Raw genomic sequence first — 13,496 nt, 5'->3', positions numbered from 1 at the left:
GAGACTTTCATGCAGACGGCCCTTTCCGAGGCCCGCGCCGCCGCCGAGCGGGGCGAGGTGCCGGTCGGGGCCGTCCTCGTGCGCAACAGCCAGGTCATCGCCCGTGACGGCAACCGTACCCGCGAACTGTCCGATCCCACCGCCCATGCGGAGATGCAGGTGCTGCGCGCGGGGGCAAAGGCGCTTGGCGCCGAACGGCTCCTGACCTGCGACCTCTATGTGACGCTGGAGCCCTGCGCCATGTGCGCCGGGGCCATCTCCTTCGCCCGCATCCGCCGCCTCTATTACGGCGCACTCGATCCCAAGGGCGGGGCGGTGGACAGCGGGCCGCGCTTTTTCACCCAGCCCACCTGCCATCATGCGCCGGACGTCTATGGCGGCATCGCCGAGCGGCATTCGGCGGAGATCCTGCGCAACTTCTTCCAGGCGCGCCGCTAGAGCGGTGAATCGCCCGCTACCTCTGCATCCGGCCCTGGGCGGAGCGGATTGCCACAGGGGGAGGATTTTGCACCTGAGCGTGACGCATTATGGTGCAGTGCAGCGGTACTCCCGCATGGGGCAGGGGACATTCATGGAAGTGGAAATCACCAGCGAGGGGCATACCCGCGCGCTGAACCGGGCGGTCGCCATGACCGTCGTGCTGCTCTCGGTCTTCATGGCCGTGGCCAAGATCAAGGACGACAACATCGTCCAGGCCATGCAGGCGGCCAAGGCCGACATCGTCGACACCTGGAACGAATACCAGGCCGCCCGTCTCAAGCTGCATATGAACGAGCAGACGGCCGAGATCCTCAAAGTCCAGTTCGGCGAGGCGCCGCCCGCCAATGTGGTGGCGAAGCTTGCGGCCATCGAGAGCGAGAAGCAGCGCTACCAAAGCCGCTCGGACAAGCTCGCCCAGAAGGCGAAGGACCTGGAAGAGACCTACAATCAGGCGAACATGCGCGACGACCAGTTCGATCTGGCCGACGCGGCGCTCGCTATCTCCCTGTCGCTTGCGGCCGTCGCGGCCCTGACCAGCCTGTGGTGGCTGCTCTATGTCTCCTGGGGCTTCGGGGCTTACGGCTTCTTCATGGGCACCGCCGGTTTCGCCGGCTGGTCTGTCCATCCGGACTGGCTTGTCGCCCTGCTGACCTGAGCCGCCTCAGCGTCCCTGCGCGAGGAAGGGCGTGACGGCGGCCAGCACCGCCTCGGGCGTTTCCTCGCAGACGAAATGCCCGCTTTCGACCGCCTGCCCTGTCACCTCCGGGGCAAAGGCGCGCCAGGCATTGAGCGGGCTTTCGCCCTTGGCGGGAATGCCGCTCGCCCCCCACACCGCCAGCACCGGACAATCGATGGTGCGCCCCGCCGCGCGATCCGCCTCGTCATGGGCAAGGTCGATGGTGGCCCCGGCCCGATAGTCCTCGCACATGGCCCGGATGCGCTCGGGCACGGCGCAGGAGGCCCGGTAATGGGCGAGCGCCTTGGGATTGAAGGCGGAGAGATCCTTGTCGCGGGTCCAACTCGCCAGCGTCCAGTCGAAATAGAAGCCGGGATCCTTGCCGATCAGTGTCTCCGGCAGCGGATGGGGCTGGGCGAGGAACATCCAGTGATAGACGGACATGGCCCGGCTGCGGTCCATGCCGTGCCACATGGCCATGGTGGGCACGATGTCGAGCACCACGAGACGGTCGAGCCGCCCGGGATGGTCGAGGCCGATGCGATAGCCGACGCGCGCCCCCCGGTCGTGCCCCATGAGCGCGAAATGGGCGTGGCCCAGATGCTCCATCACCCGCACCATGGCTTCTCCCATGGCGCGCTTGGAATAAGGCGCATGATCGCGGCCGGGCTCGGGCGCGGCGCTCCAGCCGTAGCCGGGCAGGTCGGCGATGACGAGGCTGTGGGTCTTCGCGAGCTCCGGCGCCACCTTGTGCCACATGACGCCGGTCTGCGGGAAACCGTGCAGCAGCAGGAGCGGCGTGCCCGAGCCGCCGGTGCGCACGAAGATGCGGCCGGCCGCCGTATCGATGTTATGGGCCTCGAAGCCCGGGTAGAGGTCGGCAAGGTCGGGCATGGGCAGTCCTCCGGCGCATTTTCGGTCAGCGTCGCACGCCGTCGGGCGCGCCACCACCCGCACAACGCAAAACGGCGGGACTGGTGTCCCGCCGTTGCAGAAGTCGAAAATCGGCCTGCGGTCAGCGCAGGGCGCGCCAGCCGATGTCGTTGCGGTGGAAGCCATCCGGCCAGTCGATGAGGCCGGCGGCCTCATAAGCCCGGTCGCGGGCATCCTTCAACGTCTTGCCGGTGGCGGTCACGTTCAGCACGCGGCCGCCGTTGGAGAGCAGGCGGGCACCGTTCTTCTTGGTGCCGGCCTGGAAGACCAGCACGTCCGGCAGTGCGGCGGCGGCCTCGATCCCCTTGATCTCGCTGCCCGTCTGGTGGGCGCCGGGATAGCCGCGGCTGGCATAGACCACCGTGATGGCGGCGTCGTCCGACCAGGAGACCTTCACCTGCGACAGCCGGCCGTGGGCGACGGCATTCAGCGTCTCCAGGAGGTCGCCGGTATAGCGGGGCATCAGCACCTGGCATTCCGGGTCGCCGAAGCGGCAGTTGTATTCCACGAGCTTGGGACCGGTGGAGGTGAGCATCAGGCCTGCATAGAGCACGCCGCGATAAGGCGTGCCCGCCGCCGCCATGGCCTTGGCGGTGGGGATGACGATCTCGTCGATGGCCCGCTTTTCCAGCTCCGGCGTCAGCACGGGGGCGGGGGAATAGGCGCCCATGCCGCCGGTGTTGGGGCCGAGGTCGCCGTCGAAGGCGCGCTTGTGGTCCTGCGCGCTGCCGAAGGGCACCACGGTCTCGCCGTCCACGAGGCAGAAGAGGCTCGCCTCCTCGCCCTCCATGAATTCCTCGATCAGCACTTCCTGCCCGCCGGCGGCGAACACCTGATCGATGGCGGAGATGGCTTCTTCCACCGTCTGCGCCACCACCACGCCCTTGCCGGCCATGAGGCCGTCGGCCTTGATGACGATGGGGGCGCCCTCGGCGGTCACATAGGCCCAGGCGGCTTCCGCCTTGGTGAAGCGGGCGAAGGCGGCGGTGGGAATGCCGTTGGCGCGGCACAGTTCCTTGGTGAAGAGCTTGGAGCCCTCAAGGCGCGCGGCGGCGGCGGTGGGGCCGAAGGCGGCGATGCCGGCTTCCGCCAGCCGGTCCACGAGACCCGCCACCAGCGGTGCTTCGGGGCCGACGATCACGAGTTCGATCGCATGGTCCTTGCACCAGCGCACGAGCGTGTCGTGGGCGGACAAAGCGATGCCCTCGATGGCCTCGGCGAAATCGGAAATGCCGGGGTTGCCCGGCAGGGCATAGAATTGACCCATGTCCGGGCTCTGGGCGAGCTTCCAGGCAAGGGCATGTTCGCGGCCACCGGAACCGAGCAGGAGCACGTTCATCGGACTGTTTCCCCGTTTCGGTTTGGCTATCGGGTCGAGAGGCCGTGAACAAGGGGTAGGGCATTGCGCCCGCCGCATATGAGATAGCGGCTATGCTTCTGCCTCGATTGTCTGGTGCCGTCTGATTCGATGACCGATCTGCCTGAAACCCGCGCCAATGCGCCGGAATGGACCGTCTCCGAACTCTCTTTCGCCCTGCGGCGGACGGTGGAGGACGCCTATGGCCATGTCCGGGTGCGCGGAGAAATCTCTGGATATCGCGGGCCCCATTCCTCGGGCCACGCCTATTTCAGCATCAAGGACGAGGGCGCGCGCCTCGATGCGGTGATCTGGAAATCCGCCTTCGCGCGCCTGAAGCTCAGGCCCGAGGAAGGGCTGGAGGTGGTGGCGGTGGGCAAGCTCACCACCTATCCGGGCAAGTCCGGCTACCAGATCGTCATCGAGAGCCTCGAATTCGCCGGGGCCGGCGCCATCATGGCCATGCTGGAGGAGCGCAAGCGCCGTCTCGCCGCCGAGGGCCTGTTCGATGCCGCCCGCAAGCAGGAACTTCCCTTCCTGCCGAAGGTGATCGGCGTCGTCACTTCGCCCACCGGCGCCGTCATCCGCGACATTCTCCACCGGCTCTCCGACCGCTTTCCGCGTCAGGTGATCGTCTGGCCCGTGCGGGTGCAGGGCGAGACTAGCGCGGCGGAGGTGGCCGAGGCTATCCGGGGCTTCAACGCCTTGCCCGAGGGCGGTCCCATCCCGCGGCCGGACGTGCTCATCGTGGCGCGCGGCGGCGGCTCGCTGGAGGATCTGCTCGGCTTCTCCGACGAGGCGGTGGTGCGCGCGGCGGCCGAGAGCTTCATTCCGCTGGTCTCGGCGGTGGGCCACGAGACCGACGTGACGCTGATCGATTTTGCCGCCGACGTGCGGGCGCCGACCCCCACCGCCGCCGCCGAGATGGTGGTGCCGGTGCGTGCCGACCTGCTCGCGGGCATAGACGCCTATGGCGAGCGCCTTTCTGCGGCGCCCCGGCGCCTTCTGGAGCGCCGCCGGGCCGATTTCCGCGCGCTCGCCCGGCACCTGCCGACAGCGGATGCTTTGCTTGCTGTCCCGCGTCAGCGGCTGGATGCCGCCGGCGAGCGGCTGCCGCGCGCGCTCAGGGCCAATGCGGCGGCGCATCGGCTGGCCTTCGAGGCAGTGCGCACACGTCATTCCGCTTCCGCCTTCCGCCTGCGGCTCGCCCGCGCGCAGGACCGCGTCGCGGCTTTGGGCGGGCGCCTCCAGTGGGGGCTGACGGGCCTCGTGTCCCGCCGCAGCGAGCGTCTTTCGGCGATGACGGCGCGCTTCGGATCGGCACGGGCCGCCTCGTTGCGCGCCCATGTCCTCCATCTGTCCCGCTGCCGGGAGCGCCTCTCTGTCCTCTCGACGCGAGCGCAACGGGCGGTGAGGCACGACTTGCGGGAGCGGACCAATCGTCTCGCCGCGATGGAACAATTGCTGAAGGCCCTCTCCTATCGCGGGGTTCTGGCCCGCGGCTTCGCGCTGGTGCGCGATGCGCAGGGCGGCGCGGTGCGGGCTGCCGGCGCGGTCGTGCCGGGCGCGCGACTGGAACTGGAATTCGCCGACGGGCGCTTGGGCGTCCAGGCGCTGGGAGAGGGGGCTCCTGTCGAGCCGCCGCAGGCTGCGCGGCCCTCGAAGGGGGCCCGGACCAAGGCGGCGCAGCCGTCGCTGTTCGACGATTGACGCGCCGCCGCAGGGTGTTGCCCTTTCGGCCTCTCCCGAAAACCAGTATCTTTCGGGCAGGTCTGCCATGTCTGCTTCGTTTCTGGGGTCTCTCTTCGCCGTGATGAATCGATTCGAACGTTTTCCCGAGCCGCAGGGCGAAGCGGAGATCCGGTATCTGGACGGTGAATTCCGGATCATTCGGCCGGGAAGCTATGTGCGTTGCGCCGTGACCGGTCAGCAGATCCCGCTCGATGAACTGCGGTACTGGAGTGTCGATCTGCAGGAGGCCTATGCGGACCCGCAGGCTGTCCTGACGCGGGTGCTCGGCCCGACCAAGATCGAAGCGGCCGACGACGAGGACTGAGCCCTAGCGGCTTCAGCTCCGGGCCGCGGCCCGTGCCTCTGCCAGCCGCAGAATGTCATCCAGGGCCTCGGGCGCATCCAACTGCATGGTCACCGGCAGGGCCGTGATGGCGCCGGCCATGTCGGCAAAGCGCCGATCTGCCAGCCGCACATGGTCCTTCGTGGTGGTGACGAGCTGCCACCGTTCGCGCGCGGCCTCCGCGATGAGCGGAGCGATGTCCGACGGCTGGTAGGGATGATGATCGGGAAAGGGCTGGAGCCGCCCGATCCGCACGCCCGCTGCCGCCAGCGTGTCGGCGAGCTTCTGCGGTCGGCCGATGCCCGCGAAGGCAAGCACGGTCCCGGCTTCGAGCGTGGCGATGACCGACGGATCGGGCCGGACCTGCCCCCTCAGCACCACCTTGCCATGGCTGTGGGCAAGCCTTCCGAGCGCGTCGGCACAGCGCCCGCCACCGGCCACCAGCAGCGCATCGGCGCGATCGAGTTGCGGCGCCAGCGGTGCGCGCAAAGGCCCGGCTGGCAGCACGCGCCCGTTGCCGACGCCAGCCTCACCATCAATGACCAGCAGGCTCACGTCCTTGGCGAGCGACGGGTTCTGGAAGCCGTCGTCCATCACCACATGGCTGGCGCCGAGGGCCACCGCATGGGCGGCGCCGGCGGGGCGGTCGCGGGACACGACGGTGGGTGTCGCCTGCGCAAGCAGCAGGGCTTCGTCGCCCACGTCAGCCGCCGTATGGGTCTGCGGATCGACGAGGACCGGACCTGCGAGGCGCCCGCCATGGCCGCGCAGCAGGGCGAAGGGGCGTGCGCCCTGCTCTTGCAGGCGCGCCAGGACCATGAGGGCGGTTGGTGTCTTGCCGGAGCCGCCGACGGTGGGATTGCCGATGCAGATGACGGGGACCGGGACGCCCGTCGAGGGGCCGGCCATCCGCTTCAGGGTGAGGGCGCCGACAAGCGCGCCGATCGGCGAGAGCACCCAGCCCATGAGGCTGTTGCGGCGGGACCAGAAGGCGGGCGCCTGCCCGATCATTTCCCTTCCAGCCGGATCTGCAGGAGATAGGGCTCGATGGCCGCCAGCGTGCGCGGCAGCGCACCGCTGAGGTTTTCCACCGTCTGCCAGGCGGCGTGGGAGATGCGCTCGTGGCAGCCGGGCGTGAAGAAGATGTCGAGCGTGGCGCGCACGATGTCCTCGGCATCCATCACCGGGACGGAGCCGGCGGCCTCGTCCAGCCGGCCATAGACGGCAGCGAAATTCCACACATGCGGACCGTGCAGCACCACCGTGCCGATCTTGGCGGGCTCGATGGGGTTCTGCCCGCCATGCTCGATCAGCGAGCCGCCGAGGAAGGCGACCGGAGCGACCCGATAGAACAGACCCATCTCGCCGATGGTGTCGGCCACATAGACCTCCGCCTCGGGCAGCGGGAGCGGGGCCTGGCTGCGCTGGGTGGCCGCAAATCCCGCGTCGTGGGCCAGCTGGCGGATGGCACCGCCGCGCTCGGGATGACGGGGGGCGATGATGGTGAGAAGGCCCGGCAGGTCCTGCCGCAGCCGCCCGTGCGCTTCCAGAACGTATTCGTCCTCGCCCGGATGCGTCGAGGCCGCGAGCAGGACGGGACGCTCGCCGATGGCGGCCTGGAGGCGGGCGAGCATGCTGGGGTCGGCGGGCGGCGCCGGAACGTCGAACTTGAGATTGCCGGCGACCTGAACGCGCGGCGCGCCAAGGCCCCGGAAACGTGCGGCATCCTCGGGCGTCTGGGCGAGGCAGAGATCGACGCGCGAAAGGAGCGCCCGCGCGCTGCGGGGCAGGCGGGCCCAGCGCTGCGCTGAACGGGCGGACAGACGGCCGTTCACAAGCACAACCGCCGTGCCGCGCTTGTCGAGCTCGGTCATGAGGTTGGGCCAGAGCTCGGATTCCGCCAGCAGCGCGAGATCGGGCTTCCAGTGGTCGAGGAAGCGGCGCACGAAGGCGGGGGCGTCGAGGGGGACGAACTGGTGGATCACCGAGGCCGGCGCCCGACGGGCGGCGACGCGGCTCGAGGTGAGCGTGCCCGAGGTGAGCAGGATGGCGAAACCGCGATCCTGAAGCCGCTCCACGAGGGGCAGAATGGAGACGATCTCGCCGACGCTCGCCCCATGGACCCAGATGAGCGGACCCTGCGGCCGCTCCACCCGCGTGATGCCGCGCCGCTCGGCGATGCGTGCCGGGTCTTCCTTGCCCTTGCGTACCCGGTACTTCAGCCAGGCCGGGGCCAGCACCGTCGCGAACGAGGCGGCGCCCCGGTAGAGGCGGAGCGGAACCGGGAGCGGCCGTCGGGTCATCGGGCGGCCTCGCCGGGGGCCCTGCCGTCGATGAGGGCCGGGGCGCTGCCGCGTCCCACCAGCGCCTCGGCACGGGCCGTCGCGGCTTCGAGGCGCCGCTGCACCAGAAGCCGCGCGGCTTCGATGGCGGCGTCGTCCGCATCGCGGGGCACCCAGATGGGCGCCGCCGCTACGGCGGCGCCGCGGCTGAAGGGCAGGTTGAGGCTGGCCTTGTCCCAGCTCTTCAGGGTGATGCGGTTGCTTGTGGCCATGGCGATTGGAACGATGGGACGGCCGGAATGACGGGCCACCACCACGACGCCCTTGCCCACATGGCGCGCGATCTTCGGCACGTCCGCCGTCATCGCCACATTGATCCCCTCGGCCAGCGTGTCAATGAGCGCATAGGTGGCGGAGACCCCGCCCTTGCGGTGGAAGTCGCGCGGGGAGGTGGCGCCGGAACCGCGGATGGTTCCGACCCCGAGCTTCTCGGCGGCGATGGCATTGATCTCCGCATCCGCATGGCGGGAGATCAACACCTTCGCCTTGTGGTGCGGCTTCATCACGAACGGCGTGAGGAAGTGCTGCCCATGCCAGAAGGTCATGATGAGCGGCAGGTTCTCTTCGATCCGCGCGTAGATGTCAGCCGGCTCCACCACGAAACGCGTCGTGTGGGCCACAGCCTTGAAATAGTAAGCAAAGGTCGTTCCCAGGGCGACCTGGACGCCCCGGTTGGTCCGAATACGACGCCACATGAGTGAGGGGTTCCGTCCTTCAGCTGCCGTGCGTCTTGTCGGTGTCCGGATCGAGCAGGCGATGCAGGTGGACGACGAAATAGCGCATCATCGCGTTGTCCACGGTCATCTGCGCCTTGCCGCGCCACGCGGCGGCGGCGCTGGCATAGTCGGGATAGATGCCAACGATGTCGAGCTGGCTCAGATCCTTGAAGTCAACCGAGTCGAGATCCTTGAGCTCACCGCCGAAGACGAGATGAAGCAACTGCTTGCGTTCGGTCATGGTCATAAGTTCCTGGGACAGGCGAAAACGGGAGGAACGTCAGGATGCGCCGCCGGCGCCCGCACGCGCCGCAGCGAGAATGTGAGGATGCAGGGCGGTCCCCGCGCAGACGAGCGCCCCGTGCCGGGGCACCGTAGCATTATAGGTGAGAGGCCGGCCATCCAAGCCGGACAGAAGGCCGCCGGCCTCCTGCACCAGAAGGTCGGCCGCCGCGATGTCCCAGTCATGGGCATTGGGGGCGGCCAGCGCCACATCCAGTTCGGCCGTGGCCACGCGGGTGATGCGCAAGGCGAGCGAGCGCACACGCGGGCGCCGCTCGATGGGGGCGTGCTGGGCTAGCCGGTCGAGGCTCGCCACGGGACCGGAGATGCGCGCGCCCGCCAGTGCCGTCAGATCGGAAACGGCGAGCGGGACGCCGTTGCGCGTCGCCCCCGCTCCGACAGAGGCGACGAACAGCTCTTCGCTCGCCGGTGCGAACAGGGCTGCGGCGACAGGCCGGCCGTTCTCGACCAGAGCGGCGGAGACCGCCCAGTCCACGCCGCCCGCCATGAAGCCGCGGGTGCCGTCAATGGGGTCCACCACCCAGACCCGGCTGCGAGCCAGGCGATCCGGGCTGTCCACGCTCTCTTCCGAGAGCCAGCCGTAGTCGGGCGCCAGCGCGGTGAAGCGATCCTTCAGGAAGCGGTCCACGGCGATGTCGGCCGCCGTCACCGGCGAATCGTTGGCCTTGCTCCAGCTTTCAAGCCGGCCCGCGCGGAACATATCGAGCGCGATGGCTCCCGCCGCGGTCACCGCATCGGCCATCAGCCGGGCGATGGCATCCGGCGCGTCCGGCGCCGGTGCGCCGGAACGGGGCGGGGTCTGATCCTGCGACTTCATGGGGCTGCCCTTAAGCGCCTCGCATGTCCGTGGCAAGACGACTTGCGTTCACTCCGGAGAAAGTTGAGGCCCGTTCCCGCCGAGCGCGCACTCACGGCCAAAGGGCGGACAGGTGCTGCGCCACCACGTCCAGGGACAGGCCGACGAAGAAGAGAAGGCCGGCGTCGCGGTTGGACTTGAAGAGCGCAAGGCACAGGTCCGGATCGTCGATATCGAGCCGACGGACCTGATTGAAGAGATGGGCCGCGAAAGCCACGAGCCCCGCCCAGGCGAAGAAGCCGCTCGGCGTCTCCATGAGCGCCAGCGCGAAGAAGATGACGGTGGCCGTGTAGCTCAGCGCCAGCGCCACCCAGCTCGACTGGCCGAACAGCAATGCCGTCGAGCGCACGCCCACGATGGCGTCGTCCTCGCGATCCTGATGGGCATAGATGGTGTCATAGGCGAACACCCAGCACACCGAACCCGCGAAGAGCAGAAGCGCGGGATCGTCGATGCTGCGGAAGACGCTCGCCCAGCCCATCAGGGCGCCCCAGGAGAAGGCGATGCCCAGCACCGCCTGCGGCACCGAGGTGATGCGCTTCATCAGCGGATAGATGGCGACGACACCAAGGGAGGCGATGCCGGTGATGACGGCGAAGCGGGGCAGGGACAGCAGCACCGCGAGGCCGACGAGGCACTGGAACACCAGGAACGCCATGGCCGCCGGCACGCTGACCGCGCCGCTGGCGACAGGGCGGTTCTGGGTGCGCGCGACCATGCGGTCGATCTTGCGGTCGAGGATGTCGTTCCAGGTGCAGCCGGCGCCGCGCATGGCGACCGCACCGATGGCGAACAGAATCAGCAGCTTCGGATCGGGATAGGGCTGGTGCGCGGCACCGGCGGCGAGCGCTGTCGACCACCAGCACGGCATGAGCAGGAGCCAACTGCCGATGGGCCGGTCGAGGCGGGCCAGCCGCAGATAGGGACGCAGGGCCGCCGGCGCATGCCGGTCCACCCAATTGCCGGACGGCGCGTCGGCGACCGCGGCCAGTTCCGGCGCGCGGGCCGCCTCTCCCAGGTCTCCGCTCACGTTCTGGTCACTTGGAGAGGGCGTTGCCGGTCAGCGTGTCGAACACACCGCCGCGGCCGTTGCTCTCGCCGGGCACATAGCCGGTGGTGACACCCAGAGCCTGGGACAGGCTGCCCTGCGGCGGCGGCTTGGCCGGGCCGCCCGAAGCGCCCGTGGCGCCATTGGCCGCAGCCTGGCAGACGCGATCACGCAGCTGGGCGGTCTTCTTGTTGTTCTCCACTGCCTGCTTGATCGCCTCCGGCGGGATCTGGCACCAGTCCTTGTTGTCTTCAAGGTACTTGGCGGCCTTGGCCTCGGCGGTCGTGAAGGTGCGGAACAGCGGGCAGAGTTCCTGCGGACCGGCCTTGGCCTTGCCGGCCGCTTGTAGGGCCTTGCCCTTGGTCTCCATGTCGGCGCGCAAGGCGTTGAAGTCGGTCTGGCAGTCCGCGAGGGCCGGCAGGGTTCCGGCCGCGCAGAAGGCTAAGGCAAGCCCGATGGCGATCGAGCCCTTGAGGCGCGAGGGATGGGAAATCCGGAGCATGGTCTCTTCCGCAACGTCGGAACTGGGGTTTCCTTACAAAGACAGCACGCTTGGGGCAATATCGCGGCAGAGCCGGGGAATAGGTGCCGCAGCGACCGGCGCGCAAAAAAGCGTGAGGGCCCCGCTTGACGGAGATTTCGTCCGTGGGTAGGTTCGCGCAACTTTCGAAAGGGCGGGTGCGCCGATGCGCAACTTCATTATCCTTCTTGTACGTGAGCGCGCCATCGTCGCGGCGGCCTGACGGGCCGTCCGGGGGACAGGTGGCGCGCGATCAGGGGCCTTCGGGCCCCTTCGTTGTTTCTGGAGCTCGGCTCCGGAGCCCACATATGGTGATCAATCGGGATTGAGGGCGCGCGAGGCGCCGGGCAGCTGGGGCTGCGAGGAGTGGACGACATGACCAAGGAGATGACCGGCGCCGAAATGGTGATCCAGGCGCTCACCGATCAGGGTGTCGAACACCTGTTCGGTTATCCGGGCGGCGCGGTGCTGCCCATCTATGACGCCCTGTTCCACCAGAACCGGATCGAGCACATCCTCGTGCGCCACGAGCAGGCGGCTGTGCATTCGGCGGAGGGCTATGCCCGCTCGTCCGGCAAGGTCGGCGTCGTCCTCGTCACGTCCGGCCCCGGTGCCACCAACGCGGTCACCGGCCTGACGGATGCCCTGATGGATTCGATCCCGATCGTCTGCATCACCGGCCAGGTCGCGACACACCTCATCGGCAACGATGCCTTCCAGGAGTGCGACACGGTCGGCATCACCCGGCCCTGCACCAAGCACAATTATCTGGTGCGCGACGTCAACGATCTCGCCCGCGTGCTGCACGAGGCCTTCTATGTCGCCCAGAACGGGCGTCCGGGTCCGGTGGTCGTGGACATCCCCAAGGATGTCCAGTTCGCCAAGGGCACCTACATCGGCCGCGAGAATATCGAGCACAAGACCTACAAGCCGCGGCTCGTGGGCGATGACGGCGCGGTCCGCCAGGCCATCGAGATGATCGCCGGCGCCAAGCGTCCGATCTTCTACACCGGCGGCGGCGTCATCAATTCCGGCCCGGCGGCAAGCCGTGCGCTGCGCGAGCTGGCGCGCCTCTCGGGCGTTCCGGTCACCTCGACCCTGATGGGCCTCGGCGCCTTCCCCGCCGCCAGCAGCCAGTGGCTCGGCATGCTCGGCATGCACGGTACCTACGAAGCCAACATGGCCATGCACGGCTGCGACGTGATGGTCTGCATCGGCGCGCGGTTCGACGACCGCATCACCGGCCGCCTCGACGCCTTCGCGCCGGGTTCGAAGAAGATCCACATCGACATCGACCCCTCGTCCATCAACAAGAACGTCAAGGTCGACCTGCCCATCATCGGCGACTGCACCAAGGTGCTGGAGGCGATGGTTGCCCTCTGGAAGTCGCAGGACCGCCAGACCGACAAGGCGGCGCTCGACGAATGGTGGAAGCAGATCGACCGCTGGCGTGCGCGCAACTCGCTCGCCTACCGTCTGCTGCCGGACGTCATCAAGCCGCAGCAGGCCATCGAGCGCCTCTATGCGGCGACGAAGGACAAGGACGTCTACATCACCACCGAGGTCGGCCAGCACCAGATGTGGGCGGCGCAGTTCTTCCGGTTCGAGGAGCCGAACCGCTGGATGACCTCCGGCGGCCTCGGCACCATGGGCTACGGCCTGCCCGCCGCCATCGGCGCGCAGATCGCCCATCCGGACGGCCTGTGCATCGACATCGCCGGCGAGGCCTCCATCCTGATGAACATGCAGGAGATGTCGACGGCCGTGCAGTTCAACCTGCCGGTGAAGATCTTCATCCTGAACAACCGCTACATGGGCATGGTGCGCCAGTGGCAGGAACTGCTGCACGGCGGGCGCTACTCGCACTCCTATTCGGAGGCGCTGCCCGACTTCGTGAAGCTCGCGGACGCTTATGGCGGCGTCGGCATCCGCTGCGAGAAGCCCGGCGACCTCGACGGGGCCATCCAGGAGATGATCAACATCAAGCGCCCGGTGATCTTCGACTGCATCGTGGACCAGCAGGAAAACTGCTTCCCCATGATCCCGTCCGGCCGCGCGCACAATGAGATGATCCTCGGCGACATGGCGGTCGATCTCGACGAGGCCATCACCGACGAAGGCAAGATGCTGGTGTGAGCCTCCTGCCGCCGGGCGCGCCTTTGCGCCCGGCCTCGCCGCGCCCCTCCATTCC

Annotated in this window: 14 protein-coding genes; 5 read left to right on the top strand and 9 right to left on the bottom strand. The window is 68.5% G+C overall.

Going from position 1 to position 13,496, the window contains the following annotated elements; all coding sequences use genetic code 11:
* Positions 1–9 precede the first annotated feature (9 nt).
* Positions 10–438: a nucleoside deaminase gene (locus tag AZC_RS12365; RefSeq protein WP_133864423.1), complete on the top strand. Its 429-nt coding sequence runs from the start codon at positions 10–12 to the stop codon at positions 436–438.
* 133 nt (positions 439–571) lie between these two features.
* Complete coding sequence (locus AZC_RS12360) at positions 572–1,135, top strand: DUF4337 domain-containing protein (protein WP_012170914.1); 564 nt, start codon at positions 572–574, stop codon at positions 1,133–1,135.
* Positions 1,136–1,141: 6 nt separating this feature from the next.
* Here the strand turns inward: AZC_RS12360 and AZC_RS12355 are convergent, their stop codons facing one another.
* On the bottom strand, positions 1,142–2,050 hold the full coding sequence (locus AZC_RS12355) for an alpha/beta fold hydrolase (RefSeq protein ID WP_012170913.1): 909 nt from the start codon (positions 2,048–2,050) through the stop codon (positions 1,142–1,144).
* 121 nt (positions 2,051–2,171) lie between these two features.
* Entirely contained in the window at positions 2,172–3,428 is a 1,257-nt protein-coding gene (gene purD / locus AZC_RS12350; protein ID WP_043879288.1) for a phosphoribosylamine--glycine ligase, read from the bottom strand.
* A gap of 129 nt (positions 3,429–3,557) precedes the next feature.
* Between purD and xseA the strand changes: the two genes are divergently transcribed.
* Both xseA and AZC_RS12340 read left to right on the top strand, forming a co-directional pair.
* The gene (xseA, locus tag AZC_RS12345; RefSeq protein WP_148209842.1) at positions 3,558–5,156 is read left to right on the top strand and encodes an exodeoxyribonuclease VII large subunit; all 1,599 of its coding nucleotides are present in this window, start codon (positions 3,558–3,560) and stop codon (positions 5,154–5,156) included.
* Between the two features lie 103 nt (positions 5,157–5,259).
* Positions 5,260–5,502 (top strand): DUF2093 domain-containing protein, encoded by a 243-nt coding sequence (locus tag AZC_RS12340; protein WP_043880272.1) that lies wholly within the window; start codon positions 5,260–5,262, stop codon positions 5,500–5,502.
* Positions 5,503–5,514: 12 nt separating this feature from the next.
* Here AZC_RS12340 and lpxK read toward each other — a convergent pair whose 3' ends face one another.
* The 7 genes from lpxK to AZC_RS12305 form a co-directional block, all read right to left on the bottom strand.
* Complete coding sequence (lpxK, locus tag AZC_RS12335; RefSeq protein WP_012170909.1) at positions 5,515–6,531, bottom strand: tetraacyldisaccharide 4'-kinase; 1,017 nt, start codon at positions 6,529–6,531, stop codon at positions 5,515–5,517.
* Positions 6,528–7,823 carry a 3-deoxy-D-manno-octulosonic acid transferase gene (locus tag AZC_RS12330; RefSeq protein ID WP_012170908.1) on the bottom strand — a complete coding sequence of 432 codons (1,296 nt, stop codon included), beginning with the start codon at positions 7,821–7,823 and terminating at the stop codon, positions 6,528–6,530. The genes lpxK and AZC_RS12330 overlap by 4 nt, the downstream gene beginning before the upstream one ends.
* Positions 7,820–8,557, bottom strand: a complete 738-nt coding sequence (locus tag AZC_RS12325; protein WP_012170907.1) for a lysophospholipid acyltransferase family protein — start codon at positions 8,555–8,557, stop codon at positions 7,820–7,822. The genes AZC_RS12330 and AZC_RS12325 overlap by 4 nt, the downstream gene beginning before the upstream one ends.
* Positions 8,558–8,576: 19 nt before the next feature.
* Complete coding sequence (locus tag AZC_RS12320) at positions 8,577–8,825, bottom strand: DUF4170 domain-containing protein (protein ID WP_012170906.1); 249 nt, start codon at positions 8,823–8,825, stop codon at positions 8,577–8,579.
* 33 nt (positions 8,826–8,858) lie between these two features.
* Positions 8,859–9,698, bottom strand: a complete 840-nt coding sequence (locus AZC_RS12315) for a 3'(2'),5'-bisphosphate nucleotidase CysQ (protein WP_081433973.1) — start codon at positions 9,696–9,698, stop codon at positions 8,859–8,861.
* Positions 9,699–9,789: 91 nt separating this feature from the next.
* Entirely contained in the window at positions 9,790–10,767 is a 978-nt protein-coding gene (gene ubiA / locus AZC_RS12310) for a 4-hydroxybenzoate octaprenyltransferase (RefSeq protein WP_012170904.1), read from the bottom strand.
* 7 nt (positions 10,768–10,774) lie between these two features.
* A complete protein-coding gene (locus AZC_RS12305) occupies positions 10,775–11,287 on the bottom strand; it encodes a hypothetical protein (RefSeq protein ID WP_012170903.1) in 513 nt (170 codons plus the stop codon).
* Between the two features lie 393 nt (positions 11,288–11,680).
* Here AZC_RS12305 and AZC_RS12300 point away from each other — a divergent pair, with 393 nt between their 5' ends.
* Positions 11,681–13,441, top strand: coding sequence for an acetolactate synthase 3 large subunit (locus AZC_RS12300; RefSeq protein WP_043879287.1), 1,761 nt, complete (start codon positions 11,681–11,683; stop codon positions 13,439–13,441).
* The last annotated feature ends 55 nt before the right edge of the window (positions 13,442–13,496 follow it).

This window comes from Azorhizobium caulinodans ORS 571, assembly GCF_000010525.1.
GTDB classification, from domain to species: Bacteria; Pseudomonadota; Alphaproteobacteria; order Rhizobiales; family Xanthobacteraceae; genus Azorhizobium; species Azorhizobium caulinodans.
This window is presented reverse-complemented; position numbering and strand designations above follow the sequence as displayed.

Excerpts from the sequence above, each read along its gene's own strand:
- lpxK (WP_012170909.1), bottom strand. The coding sequence starts at position 6,531 with ATGATCGGGCAGGCGCCCGCCTTCTGGTCCCGCCGCAACAGCCTCATG.
- AZC_RS12365 (WP_133864423.1), top strand. The coding sequence starts at position 10 with ATGCAGACGGCCCTTTCCGAGGCCCGCGCCGCCGCCGAGCGGGGCGAG.
- AZC_RS12320 (WP_012170906.1), bottom strand. The coding sequence starts at position 8,825 with ATGACCATGACCGAACGCAAGCAGTTGCTTCATCTCGTCTTCGGCGGT.
- AZC_RS12330 (WP_012170908.1), bottom strand. The coding sequence starts at position 7,823 with ATGACCCGACGGCCGCTCCCGGTTCCGCTCCGCCTCTACCGGGGCGCC.
- AZC_RS12305 (WP_012170903.1), bottom strand. The coding sequence starts at position 11,287 with ATGCTCCGGATTTCCCATCCCTCGCGCCTCAAGGGCTCGATCGCCATC.
- xseA (WP_148209842.1), top strand. The coding sequence starts at position 3,558 with ATGACCGATCTGCCTGAAACCCGCGCCAATGCGCCGGAATGGACCGTC.
- AZC_RS12355 (WP_012170913.1), bottom strand. The coding sequence starts at position 2,050 with ATGCCCGACCTTGCCGACCTCTACCCGGGCTTCGAGGCCCATAACATC.
- AZC_RS12360 (WP_012170914.1), top strand. The coding sequence starts at position 572 with ATGGAAGTGGAAATCACCAGCGAGGGGCATACCCGCGCGCTGAACCGG.
- AZC_RS12300 (WP_043879287.1), top strand. The coding sequence starts at position 11,681 with ATGACCAAGGAGATGACCGGCGCCGAAATGGTGATCCAGGCGCTCACC.
- AZC_RS12325 (WP_012170907.1), bottom strand. The coding sequence starts at position 8,557 with ATGTGGCGTCGTATTCGGACCAACCGGGGCGTCCAGGTCGCCCTGGGA.
- AZC_RS12340 (WP_043880272.1), top strand. The coding sequence starts at position 5,260 with ATGAATCGATTCGAACGTTTTCCCGAGCCGCAGGGCGAAGCGGAGATC.
- purD (WP_043879288.1), bottom strand. The coding sequence starts at position 3,428 with ATGAACGTGCTCCTGCTCGGTTCCGGTGGCCGCGAACATGCCCTTGCC.
- AZC_RS12315 (WP_081433973.1), bottom strand. The coding sequence starts at position 9,698 with ATGAAGTCGCAGGATCAGACCCCGCCCCGTTCCGGCGCACCGGCGCCG.